The following is a 17,838-nucleotide window of genomic DNA, read 5'->3' as shown; positions in this document are numbered from 1 at the left end:
CGCTGTTGCCGAGAGGCGACAGATTGAATGGTCAAGCTTTAGTCGAGCGGCTTGAGCCGGGTGACGTGCCCCATCTTGCGGCCGGGACGGGCCTCGGCCTTGCCGTAGAGGTGGAGATGGGCGCCCGGCTCCGCGAGCAGGTCCGCCCAGGCATCGGCCTCGGCGCCGATGAGGTTCTCCATCTCCACCGCCATGCCGCCGGTGCGGGCGGTGTCGCCGAGCGGCCAGCCGCAGACCGCGCGCACGGTTTGCGCGAATTGCGAGGTCAGCGCGCCCTCGATGGTCCAGTGCCCGGAATTGTGCACGCGGGGCGCGATCTCGTTGACGACGAGGCGGGCGGCCCCCTCGGGCCCGGCGATCTCGAACATCTCGACCGCGAGCACCCCGACATAGTCCAGCGCCTCGGCGATGGCGCGGGCGATGGCGACCGCCGCATCGCCCGTCGTCCGGGTCAGGCCGGGAGCGGGGACGCGGGTGAGCGCAAGGATATGGTCGCGGTGCTCGTTGGCGCAGGGGTCGTAGGCCGCGAAGGTCCCGTCCGGTCCGCGGGCGGCGACCACCGAGATTTCGCGCTCGAACGGCACGAACCCTTCGAGGATGCAGGGCGCGCCCTTGAACTCGGCGAGGAGGGCGGCCGGGTCGTCGCCCTCGCGGATCATCCGCTGGCCCTTGCCGTCGTAGCCGAAGCGCCGGGTCTTCAGCACGGCGGGACGGCCGAGCGCCTCCAGGGCGCGCACGAGATCCTCGACCGTATCAACCGTCCGGTAGGGCGCGGTCGGGATGCCGAGCGAGGTCACGAAGTCCTTCTCGGACAGGCGATCCTGCGTCGTGAGCAGCGCCGTCGCGCTCGGGCGAAGGGTCGCGTGCTCGGCGAGCACCGCCGCGGTGGCGTGGGGGATGTTCTCGAACTCGTAGGTGACCACGTCGCAGGCATCGGCGAAGGCGGCCAGCGCCGCCGCGTCGTCGTAGGGCGCCAGCGTGTGGGCATGGGCCACGTCGAAGGCCGGGCTGTCGGCGTCGGGGGCGTAGATGTGGACCTTGAGGCCGTAATTGGCCGCCGCGAGCGCGATCATGCGGCCGAGCTGGCCGCCGCCGACGATGCCGAGGGTGCCGCCGGGCCGGATCTGCGGCGAGGAGGTGGGAGAGGCCATGGCGCTTCGTGTCGTTGTCAGGCTTGAGAGGGGTCCGGCCGTTCGGCGACGGAGGCGGTCTGGCGGTCGCGCCACGCATCGAGCCGCTCGGCGAGCCCGGCATCGGTGAGCGCCAGCACGGCGGCGGCGAGCAGGGCGGCGTTGACGGCCCCGGCCCGGCCGATCGCCAGCGTGCCCACGGGAATGCCGGCGGGCATCTGGACGATGGAGAGCAGGCTGTCCTGGCCCGAGAGCGCCTTCGACTCGACCGGAACGCCGAAGACCGGCAGCGACGTCATCGCCGCCGTCATACCCGGCAGATGCGCGGCCCCGCCCGCCCCGGCGATCACCACCTTGAAACCGGCTTCCCGCGCGCCCTTGGCGAACGAGACGAGGCGGTCCGGGGTGCGGTGGGCCGAGACGATGCGGGCATCGTAGGCCACGCCGAGCGCATCCAGCGTTTCGGCGGCGTTGCGCATGGTCGCCCAGTCCGACTGGCTTCCCATGATGATCGCGACCGGGGGCGATCCCAGCATCGTCGTCTGGCCCATTACGAGGAAGCGGGCCCGTCGGCCCGCGAAAAGGCCGAATAACAGGGGGGCCCGTACCCCGGCAAGGCGAGACCCTGCAAACACTTAAAATGCGCCTGCACCACGGGCCGGCCATGAGGCGCACGCCTCGCCCCTAGCGCGGCGTCGAGGCCGGGCGGAGGCACCGGCGACGCCTTGTGAAAATCCCCCGATTCTCACCGAACCGGGCGGAGCCGAAATCGACCGACCGCGTTGAGCTGGAAACGGCCATCGAGCGGCCGGGCCCCTTACCTCAGCGAGCTCTCAAATGTCCTCCGCGGACCAGAACACGCGCGCCCGCACGGCAACCCATATCGACATTCACGACAGCACCACCCGCAAGCACTGGGCCGACCTGCTTCAGGTCTCCGACGAACGCCTGCGCAAGGCGGTCCGCCTCGTCGGAACCCGGGTGTCGAGCGTCTCGGCCTATCTCGCCAAGTAGCCTGACCAAGTCATTCAGTCGCCGATCGACACTAGCTTCGCCGGGGAGGTCGTACCCTTCCCGGCGCTGCCGCGCGAGCATCGTGCCGAAAAGCGGCCAGCGGCTTTCAGACAATGCCGGTGTGCTCGAGCGCATGCCGACGAAGTGGTCCCCGGTTCGTCGAAAGAATGCGCGTCAAGACAAGGGGCGAGAGACGCCGATCTGATGCCATCAGGGCGGATACGGCTCTAAGCGATGATATCCGGCGTGATCTGGTCTTCCAGATGGGTGATCCGGTCACGCAAGACGAGCTTGCGCTTCTTGAGTCTCTGCAACTGAAGCTGATCGACGGCGACGCTGACCTTCAGCGCCTCGATCGCCTCGTCGAGATCCCGGTGCTCTTCGCGCAACCGCGTCAGCTCGCCGGCCGGATCCGCGACCGCGTCGTTGGCAATCTCGTCCGCCATCATCGCTTGAAACACACCACCGGCCTTGACCGGGCGCGACCATGCGCCAAGCTCCCGGCCGGAGCAAGGCGGGACATCCGGTTCTCCCGTCTTGTCGGAGCTTGCAACGGCCAAGGTCAGCGTGCCGTCCCGCTCCAGAAGATTTGAAATTGCCCTGTTACCGATCCATCCACTTTGCCGCCGAATGGCTTCGACACGTGCTCCATCCTGTGCCAGTCTACCCCCGTCGGAAACTGTGACAGGAGCGACACCTCATGTCCTTGCAGACGCATTTGAGCCAGCTCGCCGCCAAGCACGAAGCCCTCGAGCGCGAGCTTCACCACGCGATGCAGTCCCTCGCCAGCGACGACCTGCGCATCGCCGAACTCAAGCGTAAGAAACTGCACCTCAAGGACGAAATCGAGCGCCTGCGCGGGGACACCCTCCACTAGCGACACCCCGGCCGGCTTCGCCCCGGGAGGCGCTGCCGGCCCCGCTTCTTCTCCCGCCTCGGACAAAACCGTCGCCGCCTGGGACAACCAGCGCGGCGGTTCTGCTTTGAGGCCGCGCAGTTCGAGACAGCGGAGTTGGGCGCGCAGCCGCCAAAACCGCGCTATCATCGCCCTCGAACAGGCCGATCAACAGGCCGCGCGAGGGAAACGCCGATGTCCGCCGCCACGCCCACCGCCCCCGAGGGCGCCTATGCTGCCGTCCACGCCGCCTCGCTCGCGGACCGGAACGGATTCTGGCTGAAGGCGGCAGCGGCGATCGATTGGGACGTCGCCCCCACCCACGCCTTCGATGCCGAGCAGGGCGTCTACGGCCGCTGGTTTCCGGACGCCCGACTCAATGTCTGCCGCAACGCCGTCGATCGGCACGCGGAGGGCGGGCGCGCCGACCAAGCCGCGATCATCCATGATTCGCCCGTCACCGGCACCAAGCGCCGCATCACCTACGGGGAGTTGCGCGACGAGGTGGCGGTGCTCGCCGGCATCCTCGCCGATCTCTGCGTGACCAAGGGCGACCGGGTGGTGATCTACATGCCGATGGTGCCCGAGGCCCTGTTCGGAATGCTGGCCTGCGCCCGAATCGGGGCGATCCACTCGGTAGTGTTCGGCGGGTTTGCCGCCAACGAACTCGCCGCCCGCATCGAGGATGCGGCGCCCAAGGTGATCCTGGCCGCCTCCTGCGGCATCGAGCCGGCCCGCGTCGTCGCCTACAAGCCGTTGCTCGATGCGGCGATCGCCCGCTCGACCCACAAGCCCGACGCCTGCCTGATCCTGCAGCGCCCGCAAGGCGAGGCCGGCCTCGTCGAGGGGCGCGACCGGGATTGGGCGGAGACCGTCGCGCGGGCGCGCCGGGCCGGACGGCGGGCCGAGCCGGTGCCGGTCGCGGCGACCGACCCGCTCTACATTCTCTACACCTCCGGCACGACCGGGCGGCCCAAGGGCGTGGTGCGCGACAGCGGCGGCTACTGCGTCGCGTTGGCGTGGTCGATGGCGAACCTCTACGGCGTCGCGCCCGGGGAGGTCTATTTCTGCGCTTCCGATATCGGCTGGGTGGTGGGCCACTCCTACATCGTCTACGCGCCGCTGCTGCACGGCTGCACCACGGTGCTCTACGAGGGCAAGCCGGTCGGCACGCCGGATGCCGGCGCCTTCTGGCGGGTCGCCGCCGAGCACGGCGCCGCGACGCTGTTCACGGCGCCCACGGCCCTGCGCGCGATCAAGAAGGAAGACCCGCGGGCGGAAAAGATCGCGGGCCACGACCTGTCGCGGTTCCGCGCCCTGTTCCTGGCCGGCGAGCGGGCCGACCCGGATTCGGTGGCCTGGGCCGAGCGGGCGCTGGAGCGGCCAGTGATCGACCATTGGTGGCAGACCGAGACTGGCTGGGCGATCGCGGGCAACCCGCTCGGGCTGGAGCGGCTGCCGGTGAAGTACGGCTCCACCGCCAAGCCGATGCCGGGCTACGACCTCCATGTGCTCGACGAATCGGGCAAGCCGGTCGCCCCCGGCACGATGGGCACCATCGCCCTCAAGCTGCCGCTGCCGCCGGGCTGCTTGCCGACCCTGTGGGGCTCCGACGAGCGTTTCCGCCAGAGCTATCTCGCCACCTTCCCCGGCTTCTACGACACCTCGGATGCGGGCGTGGTGGACGCGGACGGCTACGTCACGGTGCTGGGGCGGACCGATGACATCATCAACGTGGCCGGTCACCGCCTCTCCACCGGCGGCATGGAAGCCGTGCTCGCGTCGCACCCGGATGTCGCCGAATGCGCGGTGATCGGCATCCGCGACGCGCTGAAAGGAGAGGCACCCTGCGGCTTCGTGGTGCTGAAGGCGGGCGTCGCCAAGGACCCCGAGACGGTCGAGCGGGAACTGGTCGCCCGGGTGCGCGAGGAGATCGGCCCCGTGGCCGCCTTCAAGCTGGCGCTCACCGTGGGACGCCTGCCGAAGACGCGCTCAGGCAAGATCCTGCGCGGCACGATGAAGCGCATCGCCGACGGCGAGGACTTTTCCGTGCCCCCGACCATCGAGGATCCGACTGCCCTGGAGGAGATCGGCGACAGCCTGAAGGCCCGCGGCATCGGCGCCTGAAACTTCAGGTTTCGAAAGGACAAGTCCTTTCGCGGGTCCAGGGCAGAGCCCTGGTGAAGGAATGATCCCTGTGCGACCCCGGAACGCGGGCCTCAGAGCCTGAACCGGGTGGCCGCGATCAGCAAGCGGTAGAGCACCACCGCATTGAGGACGTGCCAGAGGAAATGCGTGCCGAGCGGCAGGCGGGCACAACTCGCCACATCGACCGTGCGGAAGGTCAGCGACACGAGGAAGATCCCGGCGGTCGCGAGCACCGAACGGGCGGTGCGGGGCGCCCGCTTCAGGAGGGCGAGGCCGACACCGAGGAGTGCCAGGATCGCCGGGGCATAATCGACCGAGCCGTTGGTGAGGCCTGAGACCGAGCGTCCGCTCAGCGCATCGAGGGCAGGCGTCAGGCCGAAGCTGAGGGCGGCGAAGGCCAGCGTGAGGGCGGTCGCCGCCGCTGGGCGGAGGCCGAAGAAGCGGGCCATGGCGAGAGCGAAGTAGCCGTAGATGAAGACGGCGATCGGAATCACGTCGGCCAGCATCGACCAACGGTTCGCCAGGGTGTGGAACAGGAACGAGCCGATCCCGACCACGAAGGTCACGCCGGCCAGCACCAGGACCGGCCCGTCGCCGCGGGCGCGGCGCGCCGCGAGCCCGGCCGCGACCAGGAAGGCCACGTTCGTCAGGGCATTGATCGGCTCGGCCCAGAAGCCGGCGTCGCCGCGCTCGCAATAGGCCCGCACCGGCTCGAACCACGACGCGTCCATGGGGGCGCTCCTCAGCCTTAAACGCCCGCGGCCGCATCCGCGGCCTCAGGCTTCCGCTCCGCGAGGCGCTCTTCGCACCCGACAGGCGGTCCCCGCCTTGCCAGGGCCGCGCGAAGGCCCGATGACGAGAGCCCCTCCGGCCGAGCCTCCCCACGCCCCATGCGGATCACCACCTGGAACGTCAATTCGATCAAGCAGCGGGTCGGCCACCTGCTGGGCTTCCTCGACGAGGCCAAGCCCGACGTGGTCTGCCTGCAGGAGCTGAAATGCCAGGACGCCTCCTTCCCCCGCGAGGAGATCGAGGCGGCGGGCTACGCGGTCGAGACGCTGGGGCAGAAGGCCTATAACGGCGTCGCCCTGCTGGTGCGCGCGCCCCTCCAGTACACCCAGCTGCTGCGCGGCCTGCCCGGCGACGCCGAGGACGAGCAAGCGCGGTATATCGAGGCGCTGGTGCATGGCGAGGGTGTGGCGCCGGTGCGGGTCGCCTCGATCTACCTGCCGAACGGCAACCCGGCTCCGGGGCCGAAATACAGCTACAAGCTCGCCTTCATGGCCCGCCTGCGGGCGCATGCCCGCGCCATGATGGTGACCGAGGAGGCGCTGGTGCTGGCGGGCGATTTCAACGTCATCCCCGAGCCCGAGGACGCCGCCGACCCCACCGTCTGGACGCAGGACGCCCTGTTCCTGCCCGAGACCCGCCGCGCCTTCCGCGCGCTGCTGGCGGAAGGTTTTACGGATGGCCTGCGGGCCTGCGAGCCGAGCGCCGGCCTCTACACCTTCTGGGACTATCAGGCCGGATGCTGGCCGCGGAACCAAGGCATCCGCATCGACCACCTGCTGCTCTCACCCCAGGCCGCCGACCGCCTCGTCTCGGCCTCGGTGCAGCGCCACCTGCGCGGGCTGGAGAAGCCCTCGGATCACGTGCCGGTGACGGTGGAGCTGAGCGACGGGTAAACGCTCTGAGCCCTCCCGCAGGAGAGGAGGGTTAGCGCCGCCGGCGGGTCGAACCCGTCGACAGCGATTGCGCCTGGGCCATCGCATCCGCCCGGTCGGCCTCGTTGGCCGAGGCCCAGGCTTTGTCGTAGAGATTGACGATCCAGGTGTCCGCCGCGCCCTGTGCCCCGCCGCGGGCGATGGCGAGCCAGGTCAGCCCCTTCACGGGCTGGCGCTGCACGCCGGTGCCGTTGACGAGCATGTCGCCGAGCAGCGCCTGGGCCGGGCGGTGGCCCTTCTCGGCGGCGAGGTTGAACCAGCGCGCAGCCTTGCGCGGATCCTGCTCGACGCCGGTGCCGTCGAGATAGAGCCGGGCGAGATTGTACTGCGCGTTCGGGTCGCCGAAATACGACGCCGCGTAGTTGAACATGTCGTAGGCGCGCTCGGGGCTCGGGCGCACATAGGTGCCCTTGATCCCCTCCAGGAAGTAGGTGCCGAGCGCGTTGAAGGCGCTCGCCACCACGCCGGAATTCGGGGTGTCGGGCGAATCGTCGGTGTTGTCGTCGGCGATGCGCGAAAAGTACTCGAACGCCTTCAGATCGTCGTGGGGCACGCCGTCGCCGTCCGCGTACATGCGGCCGAGCTTCCAAAGCGCCAGGGTCTGGCCCTGGTCGGCGGCGTATTCCAGCGCCCGCACGGCGCCCTGCTTGTCGCCCGCGTTGTAGTCGCGCACGCCCGAGCGCAGGGCGTCGCGGCCCGAACGGTATCCCTTCTCGGGGACCGGCGTGCGTGCGGTCGCGTCGAGCGCCGTACCGGGATCGACGGCCGTGAGCATCAGCGCAAAGCCGAGGAAGCCGGCGAGAAGCCCCGCCCGGAGCCGACTCGGATCGGCCCCGGCCGGCCACATGGGCCGGAAAGGGGCAGTCCTAGATGTCGGCATAGACGTTCGTCTCCCCCGCGCCGCCCGGATGCGTCACGGCCCCGTTCACCGCAGGCCCGACGGACTGCGCATATTTCCAGAGGTAGCCGGAGGTCGCGGCATTGCCCCGCGGCGCCCATTCGCTGCGACGCTGGGCCAGTTCCTCGTCGGAGAGCGCCACGTCGAGCGTGCCCTTGATCGCGTCGAGGGTGATGATGTCGCCGTCGCGCAGCAGGCCGATCGGCCCGCCGATGGCAGCCTCGGGGCCGACATGGCCGACGCAGAAGCCGCGGGTCGCGCCGGAGAAGCGCCCGTCGGTGATGAGGGCCACCTTGTCGCCCATGCCCTGGCCGTAGAGGGCGGCGGTGGTCGAGAGCATCTCGCGCATGCCGGGGCCTCCCTTCGGGCCCTCGTAACGGATGACCAGAACGTCGCCGGGCTTGTAGGTGCGGTTCTGCACCGCCTCGAAACAGGCTTCCTCGCCGTCGAAGACGCGGGCCGGGCCGGTGAAGACCTGGGCCTCGGGCGGCATGCCGGCGACCTTCACGATCGCGCCCTCGGGGGCGAGGTTTCCGCGAAGGCCCACCACGCCGCCGGTGACGGTGATGGGCTTGTCGGCCGGGCGCACGACGTCCTGATCCGGGTTCCAGGCGACCTTGGCGAGGTTCTCGGCGATGGTGCGGCCGGTGACGGTGAGGCAGTCGCCGTGCAGGTAGCCGTGGTCGAGCAGCGTCTTCATCAGCAGCGGGATGCCGCCGACCTCGAACATGTCCTTGGCCACGTAGCGCCCGCCGGGCTTCAGGTCAGCGATGTAGGGGGTCTTGCGGAAGATCTCGGCGACGTCGAACAGGGTGAACTCGATGCCGCATTCATGCGCGATCGCCGGCAGATGCAGCGCCGCGTTGGTCGAGCCGCCCGAGGCCGCGACCGTCGCGGCGGCGTTCTCCAGCGCCTTGCGGGTGACGATGTCGCGCGGGCGGATGTTCTTGGCGATCAGCTCCATCACCTTCTCGCCGGCGGCGGCGCAGAATTGGTCGCGGATCTCGTAAGGCGCGGGCGCGCCGGCCGAGTAGGGCAGCGCGAGGCCGATCGCCTCGGAGACGGTGGCCATGGTGTTGGCGGTGAACTGCGCGCCGCAGGCGCCGGCCGAGGGGCAGGCGACCCGCTCCAGTTCGTCGAGGTCGTCGAGGCTCATGTCGCCGACGGCGACCTTGCCGACCGCCTCGAACAGATCCTGCACCGTGACCGGCCGGCCCCGGAACGAGCCGGGCAGGATCGAGCCGCCATAGATGAAGATCGACGGCACGTTGAGGCGCACCATGGCCATCATCATGCCGGGCAGGGACTTGTCGCAGCCGGCCAGCCCCACGAGGGCGTCGTAGGAATGGCCGCGGATCGTCAGCTCGACCGAATCGGCGATGACCTCGCGGGAAGGCAGCGAGGCGCGCATGCCGCCATGGCCCATGGCGATGCCGTCGGTGACGGTGATGGTGCAGAACTCGCGCGGGGTGCCCTTGGCGGCGGCGACGCCCTTCTTCACGGCCTGGGCCTGGCGCATCAGCGAGATGTTGCAGGGCGCGGCCTCGTTCCAGCACGAGGCGACGCCGACCAGCGGCTGGTGGATCTGCTCGGTCGTCAGGCCCATGGCGTAGAGGTACGAGCGGTGGGGCGCCCGCTCGGGCCCCTCCGTCACGTGCCGGCTCGGCAGCTTCGACTTGTCGGTCTGACGCGCGTCCATCGCTGATCTCGTGCCCCGGTCCCGTTACGCCCCCGAGATCCGCGCGGCCCGTTACGGTCCAGTGCGGAAAAACGTCCTTCGACGTCCTCGAAACTCTGCGGTAAGGCGTTGGAGCGACAGCGTTTACCGCGACCCCGGAAGTCGTCCCGGTTTATGGTGGGATTGCGGCGCTCAAAGGCACAGCTCAAGGCAAAGTCAGGTTGCTTTCGCGGTGTGTCAGGGCCGCAACAGCCGAGCTTGCGTCGGCCTTGGGAAGACTTCGCAAAATCAACGCGCACACACCCTCGCGCGGTCCCGCACGAGGGCTGTTTTCATCTTAAATTCCCGCGGCCTCGGCGCGTGCAATTCAGGCTTCGCGAGCAACCTCGACAGTGCCGACACGCGTCTTTTTTTGGAAAGCCGGCGACCCGTTCGCGCCCCCCCCAAGCTCCGGCGAATTCACTCAGAATCCGCCGATGGCAGGATCAGGCGCGGCGGCCTCAAGCAACCGATCGCTCTCGTCCTTGAGGTTCACGCCCGTCAGCCCGCGGGAGAAGGCCTGGGTCAGGAGCCAATTCAGCTTGAAGGCGGCCAGCTCGAAGCTCAGGCCGGCGGGCCGGACGTTCGAGATGCAGTTTCGTTCCGCATCCGAGCGTCCGGGCTTCGGATCGAAGGTGACGTAGAGGCCGAGACTGTCGGGCGAGGACAGGCCGGGACGCTCGCCGATCACCACGACCACCGCGCGGGCCCGCAGCGCTGCGCCGGCTGCATCCCCCAGCGCGACCCGGGCCTGCGTGGCGATGGTCACCGGAGCCAGGCGCCAGCCGGCCGCCTCCGCGTGCGGCTTGAAGGCAGCGAGCAGCGCGGCGGCGCCCTCGTGGACCGCGCGCGCCGAGAGACCATCCGCCACCACGATCGCGAGATCGACGGGCTCGGCCGCGGAATCGGCGGCGGAATCGGAAAGAGCCTTGAGGCTCTCCGGCGAGAGGCGGCGCCCGTAATCGGGGCGGCGCAGATAGGTCGCGCGATCCTCCGCACCGGAGGTCACGGTCACGGTCGGCAGGCCCAGCGCCTCGATGGCGCCCGCGATCGCGGCGGCGTCCATCGGCGTATGCACGGCATCGCGCGCCTGGGCATGGGCGAGGCCGAATTTCAGCACCTCGCGGGTCGGCAGGCCGGCGCCGGCGCGGCCGAGACCAATCCGGGCGGGGGTGAGGCGGGCCAGCCGCTGCCAAAGAGTGTCGGTCTGCGTGCTCATGCGGCCAGCTCCGGCGCGGCGGTGAGCAGGCGGGCCTCGGCCCCGCCGAGCAGGAGTGCGCCGTCCGCGTCGGTGAGGCCGATACGGGCGAGCCACTCCTCGAATTCCGGCGCGCGCCTCAGGCCCAGCACCTCGCGGATGTAGAGCTGATCGTGGAACGAGGTGGACTGGTAGTTCAGCATCACGTCGTCGGCGCCGGGAATGCCCATCACGTAGGTGCAGCCCGCTGCCCCGAGCAGGGTCAGGAGCGTGTCCATGTCGTCCTGATCGGCCTCGGCGTGGTTGGTGTAGCAGACGTCGACGCCCAGCGGCACACCCATCAGCTTGCCGCAGAAATGGTCCTCCAGCCCGGCCCGGATGATCTCCTTGCCGTTGTAGAGGTATTCCGGCCCGATGAAGCCGACGACGGTGTTGACCAGAAGCGGCCGGTAGCGGCGAGCCACCGCGTAGGCGCGCGCCTCCAGGGTCTGCTGGTCGATGCCGTGATGCGCATCCGCCGAGAGGGCCGAACCCTGGCCGGTCTCAAAATACATCACATTGTCGCCGAGCGTGCCGCGCTTGAGCGCGAGCGCCGCCTCGTGCGCCTCCTGCAGGATCGGCAGGGTGACGCCGAAGCTCGCATTGGCCCGCTGCGTCCCGGCGATCGACTGGAACACCAGATCGACCGGCAGGCCCCGATTCATCGCATCGAGCGTCGTCGTGACGTGGGTAAGCACGCAGGCCTGGGTCGGAATCTCCAGACGGCCGATGATGCCGTCGAACAGACGCAGCAGGGTGCCCATCGTCTGGATCGAATCGGAGACCGGGTTGATGCCGATCACCGCATCGCCGCAGCCATAGGAGAGCCCATCGAGGATCGAGGCGGTGACGCCGGCCGGGTCGTCGGTCGGGTGATTGGGCTGGAGCCGCACCGCGAGCGTGCCGGGCAGGCCGATCGTGTTGCGGAAGCGGGTGACCACCCGGCACTTCTTCGCGACCAGGATCAGATCCTGGTTGCGCATGATCTTGGACACCGCGGCGGCGATCTCCGGCGTCACGCCCGGCGCGATCCGCGCGAGCGTCTCAGAGGACGCGGTCAGCAGAAACTCGCGAAAATCCCCGACCGTCAGCGCGGCGATCTCGGCGAACGCCGCCTCGTCGTGGTCGTCGAGGATCAGGCGGGTAACGTCGTCGTCGTCATAGGGGATCAGCGGACGGGCCAGGATCTCCCTGAGCGGCACCTCGGCGAGGCACCAGCGCGCGGCCATGTTCTCCTCGGCCGATTCCGCGGCAATGCCCGCGAGACAATCGCCGGAGCGCACCGGTGTCGCCTTCGCCATCAGCGTCGCCAGATCGGCGAAGACGTGGGTGCGGGGGCCAACGGTGTGGCGGTAGGGCATCGACTGGCTCCTTGGCCTCGCCGGACAGGATGCAAGGATCGCGAGACCTGTCGAGGTGAATTCGCGCGGACATGGGCGTTCAGCCCACCCCGCCCGCGCCCTCTAGCAAGAACGACGCCCGCCCGAGGTTGCTCGACGTCGGATGCGCCTCTCGCGCGCGATCTGGCTATTCGCCCATGCGCCAGCGTAAACTTCAGGGCGATTGGGCCTCGCGCGAAGCTTTCCAGAAGACGAGCGGAAACCTCTCCGCCGCCGTGATTCGGCCGACATGCCGGGGGCCGCGCGGTGGCCGGCGGCGAGTCACCGGAAAATTCGCAAAAGCCCCGCTGTCATACGCTCAGCGACCCGCGTTTTCTGTAGGAGGACCAACGCGTTTCCGGTTGAGTTCCGGATTTTCATCCTTCCGATCCGTCACTTTCGTGTCAGATTGCGCATTATTTCGCTTGCCTGCATGGCTGGTATACCAAATAATGCATACCAATGCCTGGGGCGAGATCGCCGCTCGGATCCCCTGGGCAGACAAGGAAACGCAACAACCTGCACTGACCACTTCTCAAGCCCAAAACGCCAAACCTACGCAACAGGCCTTCACGTCTGTGCAGGAACGAGGGAGCACGCTCATGGCATTGTCGTCCATTGCCCCGGAACGGCCGGTACCGTCTTCAAACCGCTGGCTACAAATCATCTTCGGCGTCATCTGCATGGTGGCCGCGGCCAACATTCAGTACGCCTGGACCCTGTTCGTCCCCGAAATTCAGAAGACGTTCGGCTGGGATCGCGCCGCGATCCAGGTGGCCTTCACGATCTTCGTCGTCGTCCAGACCTGGCTGACACCGATCGAGGGTTACTTCATCGACAAGTACGGTCCGAGCCGGGTCGTGATGTTCGGCGGCCTGATGACCGGCGCGGCCTGGGTGATGAACTCCTACGCCACCTCGCTGACCGGCTTCTACATCGGCTCGGTCCTCGGCGGCATCGGCGTCGGCTGCGTCTACGCCACCTGCATCAACAACGCCCTGAAGTGGTTCCCGGACAAGCGCGGCCTCGCCGTCGGTCTCACCGCGGGCGGCTACGGCGCGGGCTCGGCCCTGACGATCATCCCGATCGCCAAGATGATCGATGCCGGCAGCTACGCCCAGGCGTTCTTCACCTTCGGCCTGATCCAGGGCACCGTCATCATCCTGGCCTCGATCTTCATGCGTTCGCCGGCCAAGGACGAGGTCAAGTTCTCGACCAAGGTGCTGCAGACCCGTCGCGACTACACCCTCGGTGAGGCGCTGCGGACGCCGGTCTTCTACGTCATGCTGCTGATGTTCACCTGCACGGTCACCGGCGGCCTGATGGCGGTGGCGCAGCTCGGTGTCATCGCGACCGACCTCGGCGTGAAGAACTTCCAGGTGAACCTGTACTTCTTCGCCATGGCCGCGCTGCCCTTCGCCCTGATGCTGGACCGCGTCATGAACGGCATCTCGCGTCCGCTCTTCGGCTTCATCTCGGACCGGATCGGCCGTGAGAAGACGATGTTCATCGCCTTCGCGATGGAAGGCATCGGCATCGTCGCGCTCGGCTACTTCGGCTCGAACCCCTGGGCGTTCGTGATCCTGTCGGGCATCGTGTTCCTGGCCTGGGGCGAAGTGTACTCGCTGTTCAGCGCCACGGCCGCCGACACCTTCGGTTCGAAGCATATCGGCAAGATCTACGGCGTCCTCTACTGCGCCAAGGGCTTTGCCGCGCTGTTCGTGCCGGTCGGGAACCTGATCATGCAGGCGACGGGCACGTGGTCGACGGTGCTCTACACGGTGGCGACGATGGACCTGATCGCGGCCGCACTCGCCATCGCCGTGCTGCGGCCGATGCTGAAGCAGCACCACGCCGCCAACAACGCGGCGGTGCCGAACGCAGCACTCGCCCACGCCTGATCGGGCCTCTCCGATCCCGCAGGATCGGAAGCCGGACAAGAAAGCCCCGCCGGAAACGGCGGGGCTTTTCTTTTGAAACGGGTTTTCTCAGCGCGCCGGCCCGCGATCTAGGGGACGTCGATCGGCCAAAGAAAAAGGCCCCGTCTCCGGAGCCTTGGTCTACTCGATCATCCCATCGGGGTGGGATGGTGGGCGCGACAGGGATCGAACCTGTGACCCCTACCATGTCAAGGTAGTGCTCTCCCGCTGAGCTACGCGCCCCTGCAAGCCGTCCGGGTCGCCCCGGTGTCCTGCGAGGCCGCGGCTATAGCCGGTGCCGGGCGGCTCCGCAAGCGGGACTTTGGCGGAATCTGATCCCCTCCGTCGAAACACCCCATGCCGTCCCGTGGCTGCCGCAGCCCGTTGCACGCGAGCGGCAAAAATCGGCTAAGAGGGCACCGCGGGACGACCGACCGCCGATCTCCCCTCCACGACCCTCACGGCTGCACTCCGACGGCGGATGCATCGCGAGGGAGAGGCGGACAAACGAGCGTACCGATCAGCACGGGGCCGAGGACGGCGAGCTAAGGATGCGGTTTCTCCTTTCGTCCGACGAGGGCGACGTGATCCGGGGATGGGTGGTGCCGGACAACCCGCAGGCGATCAGCCGGGTCTCCGTCTGCATCGAGGGGCGCCGGGTGGCGGAGGTCTCGGCAATCCACGCCGACCCGAACTTCGTCCGGTTCGGCTGGCACGCGACCGGGCAATGCCATTTCGAAATCCGCGAGACCGACGTGCCGGGCCTTCCCGGCATCGAGCGGCTCGAGATCTACGACGTCGACACCAATGTGCTGATCTACCGGCGGCTGCCGCGCACGGGCCTCACCGACAAGAAGGTGATCCTGCTCAACGGACATATCCGCCCGGAAACGGTGATCCAGACCGCGTTGTATCCGTATTTCCGGCAATCGTATTTCGGCATCGGCCGCTTCCCGGACGAGATCCTGCGGGCGATGTTCGACACCGTCACCCTCGATTCCTGCCTGATGGCCGGCTCGATCATCTTCCCGCGCTACGAGGGGCACTTCGTCCAGAGCGGCGCGCTGACCATGCTGATGATCCACGACCCGTTCGTGGAACTGGCGAGCCGCCTCTATTGGCTGCGCGAGCGGGCGAGCCTTGCCGCCAACGCGGAGCAGCACTGGCGCCTCGGCAACCTCGTCGAGGCGGCGGCCTTCACTCTCGATTACGACTTCACCGACGTGAAGAGCCTGAAGCGGCTGTTCCGGATGATGCCGGAGCCGGCCTATCACCTGCTCTACAACCCCCTGACCCGCCAGCTCAGCACCCACGTACCCGAGGACCGGCTGATGCCGGGCAGTTCCATCATCGCGGTCGAGGTGCTGTCGCGCATCGACGTCGTCGGCCACCGCGACTACTTCGAAGCCTTCATGGCCTCTGCATTCCACCATATCGGGATCGAGGCGCCGATGCCGCTGCCCCTGCCGATCCCCAACGAGACGCTGGCGCTCGCCGAGCTGCTGCGCGGCATGCGCTTTGCCCGCGACATGGTGGTCTACGACACCGTGCTCAGCGACGCCGTGCGGGCCTCCGTCTCTAAGAGCTGGGAGACCTGAGCGGCGATGGCGGAACGGACCGGGTCCATCGCGTCGCTCGCGGGCCGGGCGCTGCCGGTGACGGGCGCGGACGGGGCCGAGTTGCGCATCGACCTCTCCGGCGCCGATCTCGGCGGCGCCTGGGTGAGCATGACATGGCGCGATGCCGGTAGCGGCGGCATCGCCCGCGCCCTCGTCAGCGCGGTCTCGGGCGAGGGCGAGAGCGTGGCGCTGGTCGAGGAGCCGCTCGGCGGCGACGCCTTCGCCTGGACCGGCCGATTGCCGTCGGGCGTCGCGGCTTTGCGCCTGAGCACCCTGTCGCGAACCAATCCGTTCGTGCTGCAAGACCTTTCCATCCGCCGCCGCGGTCGCCTCGGGATCGTGGCACGGGCGGGCGCCCGCCAGCCCGGCCTCACGGCGCAGGCGGTCTACTGGCGCATCCTCGGCCTGAAGGTCCGCGCCCGCGGGCTGATCGCGCGGGCTCTCTCCCACCGCGCCGAGACCGGCTACGCGGCCTGGATTGCCCGGTTCGACCGCCTCACGGCGGCGGAGCGGGCGCGAATCCGCGCCGAGATTGCGGGGTGGGAAGCTTCCCCACTGGTCTCCGTCCTGATGCCGGTGCACGATCCCGATCCGCGCGTGCTGGAGGCGGCGATCCGCTCGGTGCGGAACCAGCTCTATCCGGCCTGGGAACTCTGCATCGCCGACGACGCCTCGACCGACCCGCGCATTCCGCGGCTGATCGCCCGCCACGCGGCGGAGGAGTCGCGCATCCGCTCCGTGCGCCGGTCGGAGAACGGCCACATCGCCCGCGCGACCAACGACGCCCTGACGCTGGCGAGCGGCGCCTACACCGCCTTCCTCGACCACGACGACCTGCTCTCGGAAAACGCCCTGTTCGAGGTCGCCGGAGCCATCCGGACCGGTCCGGATCTGGAGCTGATCTACAGCGACGAGGACAAGGTCGACCGCCGCGGCCGCCGCTTCGAGCCGCATTTCAAGTCCGGCTACGACCGCGAATTGCTGTGGGCCCAGAACTACGTGAACCATCTCTGCGTGGTCCGCACCGACACGCTGCGCCGGCTCGGCGGCCTGCGGCCTGGTTTCGAGGGCAGCCAGGATCACGATCTGTTGCTGCGCCTCACCGAAGGACTGGCAGCGGAGCGGGTGCGCCACATCCCGAAGGTGCTCTATCACTGGCGGGCGGCGGCCGGCTCCGGCACCTTCTCGGATCGGGCTCTGGCGCGGGCCGAGGCGGCGCGCCTGCAGGCGCTCGCCGAAGTGGCCGCGCGCCGGGGAGCCCGGGCCGAGCGGGGAGCGCAAGGGTTCAACCGGCTGGTCCGCCCCCTGCCGGAGCCGCCGCCCCTCGTCTCGGTCGTCATCCCCACCCGCGACCGGGCGGAACTGCTCGGCGTCGTCCTCGACGGGTTGTTCGCGCGCACCGACTATCCGGCCCTGGAGGTCGTCGTTGTCGATAACGGCAGCACCGAGCCGGCGATGCGGGATCTGTTCGCGCGCTACGGTTCCGAGCCGCGCCTGCGCGTGCTGCCCGCACCGGGTCCGTTCAACTTCTCGGATCTGTCGAACCGGGGAGCCGCCGCGGCGCGGGGCACGATCCTGCTGTTCCTCAACAACGACATCGAGGTGCTGGAGCCGGGCTGGCTCACCGAACTCGTCTCGATCGCGAGCGACCCCGAGATCGGCGCGGTCGGCGCGAAGCTCCTCTATCCCGACGGCACGATCCAACACGGGGGGATCGTGCTCGGGATCGGCGGGATTGCCGGTCACAGCCATCTCGGCCTGCCGGGCACCGAACCCGGCTACTTCGCGCGCATGCTGCTGTCGCAGGAGGTCTCGGCAGTGACCGGCGCCTGCCTCGCCATGCGCGCAGAGGTCTTTTCCGAAGTCGGCGGCTTCGATGCCGCGCATCTCGCCGTGGCCTTCAACGATGTGGATCTGTGCCTGCGGATTCGTGCGGCGGGCTACCGCATCGTCTGGACGCCGCAGGCCCGCCTCCTCCACCACGAATCCAAGAGCCGGGGCGCCGAGGACACGCCGGAGAAGCGCGCCCGCTTCGAGGCCGAATCGCGGGTGATGCGCGAGCGCTGGGAGCCGGTGCTGCGGGCCGACCCCTATTACAATCCGAACCTTTCGCGCGCGGCGGCGCATTACCGGCTGTAGACCGGCGGCGCGGACCATG

General features: G+C 68.9%; 15 protein-coding genes and 1 tRNA gene. 7 read left to right on the top strand and 9 right to left on the bottom strand.

Annotated features, from left to right (window positions below; all coding sequences use genetic code 11):
* Positions 1-38 precede the first annotated feature (38 nt).
* Both OVA30_RS06100 and purE read right to left on the bottom strand, forming a co-directional pair.
* Positions 39-1,151, bottom strand: coding sequence for a 5-(carboxyamino)imidazole ribonucleotide synthase (locus OVA30_RS06100; protein WP_268174925.1), 1,113 nt, complete (start codon positions 1,149-1,151; stop codon positions 39-41).
* Positions 1,152-1,168: 17 nt separating this feature from the next.
* Positions 1,169-1,666, bottom strand: a complete 498-nt coding sequence (gene purE, locus OVA30_RS06095) for a 5-(carboxyamino)imidazole ribonucleotide mutase (protein ID WP_015822543.1) — start codon at positions 1,664-1,666, stop codon at positions 1,169-1,171.
* Between the two features lie 301 nt (positions 1,667-1,967).
* On the opposite strand from purE, the gene OVA30_RS06090 reads away from it, so the two are divergent.
* Positions 1,968-2,144: a DUF3606 domain-containing protein gene (locus tag OVA30_RS06090; RefSeq protein WP_003603180.1), complete on the top strand. Its 177-nt coding sequence runs from the start codon at positions 1,968-1,970 to the stop codon at positions 2,142-2,144.
* A 227-nt stretch (positions 2,145-2,371) separates the two neighbouring features.
* Here OVA30_RS06090 and OVA30_RS06085 read toward each other — a convergent pair whose 3' ends face one another.
* Complete coding sequence (locus tag OVA30_RS06085; RefSeq protein ID WP_003603178.1) at positions 2,372-2,593, bottom strand: YdcH family protein; 222 nt, start codon at positions 2,591-2,593, stop codon at positions 2,372-2,374.
* A 251-nt stretch (positions 2,594-2,844) separates the two neighbouring features.
* Here OVA30_RS06085 and OVA30_RS06080 point away from each other — a divergent pair, with 251 nt between their 5' ends.
* Together OVA30_RS06080 and OVA30_RS06075 are read left to right on the top strand one after the other, a co-directional pair.
* Positions 2,845-3,021 (top strand): YdcH family protein, encoded by a 177-nt coding sequence (locus OVA30_RS06080; RefSeq protein ID WP_003603176.1) that lies wholly within the window; start codon positions 2,845-2,847, stop codon positions 3,019-3,021.
* A 213-nt stretch (positions 3,022-3,234) separates the two neighbouring features.
* Positions 3,235-5,166, top strand: a complete 1,932-nt coding sequence (locus OVA30_RS06075; RefSeq protein WP_268174923.1) for a propionyl-CoA synthetase — start codon at positions 3,235-3,237, stop codon at positions 5,164-5,166.
* A 92-nt stretch (positions 5,167-5,258) separates the two neighbouring features.
* On the opposite strand, the gene OVA30_RS06070 is transcribed toward OVA30_RS06075, so the two are convergent.
* On the bottom strand, positions 5,259-5,918 hold the full coding sequence (locus OVA30_RS06070) for a ceramidase domain-containing protein (protein ID WP_268174922.1): 660 nt from the start codon (positions 5,916-5,918) through the stop codon (positions 5,259-5,261).
* Positions 5,919-6,077: 159 nt separating this feature from the next.
* Between OVA30_RS06070 and xth the strand changes: the two genes are divergently transcribed.
* Positions 6,078-6,872: an exodeoxyribonuclease III gene (gene xth / locus OVA30_RS06065; protein ID WP_056119503.1), complete on the top strand. Its 795-nt coding sequence runs from the start codon at positions 6,078-6,080 to the stop codon at positions 6,870-6,872.
* A gap of 31 nt (positions 6,873-6,903) precedes the next feature.
* On the opposite strand, the gene OVA30_RS06060 is transcribed toward xth, so the two are convergent.
* From OVA30_RS06060 to OVA30_RS06045, 4 genes are all read right to left on the bottom strand, one after another.
* Positions 6,904-7,791, bottom strand: coding sequence for a tetratricopeptide repeat protein (locus OVA30_RS06060; protein WP_041357722.1), 888 nt, complete (start codon positions 7,789-7,791; stop codon positions 6,904-6,906).
* The gene (ilvD, locus tag OVA30_RS06055) at positions 7,778-9,508 is read right to left on the bottom strand and encodes a dihydroxy-acid dehydratase (RefSeq protein ID WP_015822538.1); all 1,731 of its coding nucleotides are present in this window, start codon (positions 9,506-9,508) and stop codon (positions 7,778-7,780) included. The genes OVA30_RS06060 and ilvD overlap by 14 nt, the downstream gene beginning before the upstream one ends.
* A gap of 442 nt (positions 9,509-9,950) precedes the next feature.
* A complete protein-coding gene (gene eutC / locus OVA30_RS06050; protein ID WP_268174921.1) occupies positions 9,951-10,745 on the bottom strand; it encodes an ethanolamine ammonia-lyase subunit EutC in 795 nt (264 codons plus the stop codon).
* A complete protein-coding gene (locus tag OVA30_RS06045) occupies positions 10,742-12,124 on the bottom strand; it encodes an ethanolamine ammonia-lyase subunit EutB (protein WP_268174920.1) in 1,383 nt (460 codons plus the stop codon). Before OVA30_RS06045 ends, eutC begins: the two co-directional genes overlap by 4 nt.
* 620 nt (positions 12,125-12,744) lie before the next feature.
* On the opposite strand from OVA30_RS06045, the gene oxlT reads away from it, so the two are divergent.
* The gene (oxlT, locus tag OVA30_RS06040) at positions 12,745-14,043 is read left to right on the top strand and encodes an oxalate/formate MFS antiporter (protein WP_003606322.1); all 1,299 of its coding nucleotides are present in this window, start codon (positions 12,745-12,747) and stop codon (positions 14,041-14,043) included.
* A gap of 186 nt (positions 14,044-14,229) precedes the next feature.
* Here the strand turns inward: oxlT and OVA30_RS06035 are convergent.
* Positions 14,230-14,304, bottom strand: a tRNA-Val gene (locus OVA30_RS06035).
* Between the two features lie 308 nt (positions 14,305-14,612).
* Between OVA30_RS06035 and OVA30_RS06030 the strand changes: the two genes are divergently transcribed.
* Positions 14,613-15,659: a hypothetical protein gene (locus OVA30_RS06030; protein ID WP_012253494.1), complete on the top strand. Its 1,047-nt coding sequence runs from the start codon at positions 14,613-14,615 to the stop codon at positions 15,657-15,659.
* 6 nt (positions 15,660-15,665) lie between these two features.
* The gene (locus OVA30_RS06025) at positions 15,666-17,819 is read left to right on the top strand and encodes a glycosyltransferase family 2 protein (protein WP_268174916.1); all 2,154 of its coding nucleotides are present in this window, start codon (positions 15,666-15,668) and stop codon (positions 17,817-17,819) included.
* Positions 17,820-17,838 lie beyond the last annotated feature (19 nt).

It is taken from the genome of Methylorubrum sp. SL192, from assembly GCF_026672325.1.
GTDB lineage: Bacteria > Pseudomonadota > Alphaproteobacteria > Rhizobiales > Beijerinckiaceae > Methylobacterium > Methylobacterium extorquens.
This window is presented reverse-complemented; position numbering and strand designations above follow the sequence as displayed.